Origin of the sequence: Pseudomonas sp. Sample_9, from assembly GCF_004307535.1 — a bacterium.
GTDB lineage: Bacteria > Pseudomonadota > Gammaproteobacteria > Pseudomonadales > Pseudomonadaceae > Aquipseudomonas > Aquipseudomonas mercuritolerans.
The window spans coordinates 1-2692 of record NZ_RAZO01000465.1; the positions used below are offsets into that span (position 1 = coordinate 1).

The window sequence follows — 2692 nt, forward strand, 5'->3', positions numbered from 1 at the left end:
CCCCTATTTCGTCGCCCCGTGCGGCTTACGCCGCAGGTCTCGCCCGTTGTTCCGTTAAACAAGGCTTTGAGCATCTGCGGTCTGTAGCAAAAAGGTAGTCAATGATGAGCGCAAGGCACTTTCTCTCCCTGATGGATTGCACGCCCGAAGAGCTGGTCAGCGTGATCCGTCGAGGCGTTGAGCTCAAGGACCTGCGTAACCGCGGCGTACTGTTCGAGCCTCTGAAAAACCGCGTGCTGGGGATGATTTTCGAAAAATCCTCGACCCGTACCCGAATCTCCTTCGAGGCCGGCATGATCCAGCTCGGCGGCCAGGCGATTTTCCTGTCCCCGCGCGACACCCAACTGGGCCGTGGCGAGCCGATCAGCGACTGCGCCATCGTCATGTCGAGCATGCTCGATGCGGTGATGATCCGCACCTTCGCCCACAGCACCCTCACCGAATTCGCCGCCAACTCGCGCGTGCCGGTGATCAACGGCCTGTCCGATGATCTGCACCCGTGCCAGTTGCTCGCCGACATGCAGACCTTTCTTGAGCACCGTGGCTCGATCCAGGGCAAGACCGTGGCCTGGATCGGTGACGGCAACAACATGTGCAACAGCTATATAGAAGCGGCGATCCAGTTCGACTTCCAATTGCGCGTTGCCTGCCCGGAAGGCTACGAGCCGAACCCGGAATTCGTCGCCCAGGCTGGTGATCGCGTGACCATCGTCCGCGATCCGCAAGACGCCGTGCGTGGCGCGCATCTGGTCAGCACCGACGTCTGGACTTCGATGGGTCAGGAAGAGGAAACTGCCAAGCGCCTCAAGCTGTTCGCGCCGTTCCAGGTCAACCGTGCCCTGCTCGACCTCGCTGCCGAGGACGTGCTGTTCATGCACTGCCTGCCGGCGCACCGTGGCGAAGAAATCAGTCTCGACCTGCTCGATGACCCGCGCTCCGTCGCCTGGGATCAGGCAGAAAACCGTCTCCACGCACAGAAGGCCCTGCTCGAGTTCCTCGTCGAACCGGCATATCACCACGCATGAGCCATGAATTACTGCTGAACCTGCGCAACCTCGCTTGCGGCTATCAAGATCAACGCGTGGTGCAGAACCTCAATCTGCACCTCAACGCCGGCGACATCGGCTGCCTGCTCGGCTCGTCCGGCTGCGGCAAGACCACCACCCTGCGCGCGATCGCCGGTTTCGAACCGGTGCACGAAGGCGAAATCACCCTCGGTGGCGAAACCCTCTCCAGTGCCGGTTTCACCCTGGCGCCGGAGAAACGCCGGATCGGCATGGTGTTTCAGGACTACGCGCTGTTCCCGCACCTGAGTGTGGCCGACAACATCGCTTTCGGCATTCGCAAGCACCCTAACAAGGCGCGCGTGGTCGAAGAGCTGCTGGAACTGGTCAACCTGAAAAACCTCGGCAAACGCTTCCCCCACGAGTTGTCCGGCGGTCAGCAACAGCGTGTCGCCCTCGCCCGCGCCCTGGCGCCGGAACCGCAGCTGTTGCTGCTCGACGAGCCGTTTTCCAACCTCGATGGCGAGTTGCGCCGCAAGCTCAGCCATGAGGTGCGCGACATCCTCAAGGCCCGTGGCACCAGTGCGATCCTGGTGACCCACGATCAGGAAGAAGCCTTTGCCGTCAGCGACCACGTTGGTGTGTTCAAGGAAGGTCGGCTCGAGCAGTGGGACACGCCTTACAACCTCTACCACGAACCGGCGACGCCTTATGTCGCCAGTTTCATCGGTCAGGGTTATTTCATTCGCGGTCAGCTCGTCACCCCGGAATCGGTGCAGACCGAGCTGGGTGAACTGCGCGGCAACCGTGCTTACACCTGGCCGATTGGCGGCGCGGTGGACGTGCTGTTGCGTCCGGATGACATTGTTTATGCGCCGGATAGCTCACTGAAGGCGCAGATTGTCGGCAAGACGTTCCTTGGCGCGGCGACCTTGTATCGCCTGCAACTGCCGACCGGTGCACAACTGGAATCGATCTTCCCCAGCCATGCCGATCATCTGGTTGGCGCGCAGGTCGGGATTCGCGTAGCGGCGGATCATTTGGTGCTGTTCCAGGCTTCGGGGAGCACTGCGGCACAGATTCCGGCGGTGGAAAACGGCGTCCGTCGATTCAGCACCAGCCTTTAATCCGCACTGGATAAAAATTGTGGGAGCGAGCCTGCTCGCGAATGCGGTGTTTCAGTCACCGAAGATGTTGACTGAAAGAGCGCTTTCGCGAGCAGGCTCGCTCCCACAGTTGGTATTGCCTCAGCCTAAAAACAGGGTGCCGCTGGCCACCAGCGTCGCATTGCCGCCAATCTTCACCCGCTCACCTTCCAACCGACAGAACAACTCCCCGCCCCGCGCCGAGCGCTGGCACGCGGTCAGGTTCGATTTGCCCAGACGCTTGGCCCAGTACGGGATCAGGCTGCAATGGGTCGAACCGGTCACCGGGTCTTCATTGATACCAATGGCCGGGGCGAAATAGCGCGAGACGAAGTCATGCTGGTTGCCACGCGCAGTAACGATCGCGCCCAGCCATGGCAGTTTCGCCAGCGCTGCCATGTCCGGTTGGCAGTCGAGCACGGCCTGTTCCGAGTCCAGCACCACGAACAGCTCGTTGGAGCCGAGCACATCAACCGCCTCGACACCGAGCGCCCGCTCGACGTCCAGCGTCACGCCGATTTCCGATGGCACGATGGTCGGGAA

The 2692-nt window shown here is 61.6% G+C and carries 3 protein-coding genes and 1 pseudogene; 2 read left to right on the forward strand and 2 right to left on the reverse strand.

The features are described from left to right. Positions 1 to 104 precede the first annotated feature (104 nt). Complete coding sequence (gene argF / locus D6877_RS26530) at positions 105 to 1025, forward strand: ornithine carbamoyltransferase (RefSeq protein ID WP_024014160.1); 921 nt, start codon at positions 105 to 107, stop codon at positions 1023 to 1025. After that, the gene (locus tag D6877_RS26535; RefSeq protein WP_130912626.1) at positions 1022 to 2131 is read left to right on the forward strand and encodes an ABC transporter ATP-binding protein; all 1110 of its coding nucleotides are present in this window, start codon (positions 1022 to 1024) and stop codon (positions 2129 to 2131) included. Before argF ends, D6877_RS26535 begins: the two co-directional genes overlap by 4 nt. Before the next feature lie 17 nt (positions 2132 to 2148). Here the strand turns inward: D6877_RS26535 and D6877_RS30125 are convergent. Both D6877_RS30125 and D6877_RS26545 read right to left on the reverse strand, forming a co-directional pair. After that, a pseudogene (locus tag D6877_RS30125) lies at positions 2149 to 2247 on the reverse strand (metal ABC transporter ATP-binding protein); the annotation flags it as partial. A gap of 4 nt (positions 2248 to 2251) precedes the next feature. Further along, the coding region (locus D6877_RS26545; RefSeq protein WP_130912629.1) for a PhzF family phenazine biosynthesis protein at positions 2252 to 2692 on the reverse strand (441 nt) is incomplete at its 5' end.

What these genes read in the sequence shown, in the direction of transcription:
- argF (WP_024014160.1), top strand. Translation starts at nt 105, where the DNA reads ATGAGCGCAAGGCACTTTCTCTCCCTGATGGATTGCACGCCCGAAGAG.
- D6877_RS26535 (WP_130912626.1), top strand. Translation starts at nt 1,022, where the DNA reads ATGAGCCATGAATTACTGCTGAACCTGCGCAACCTCGCTTGCGGCTAT.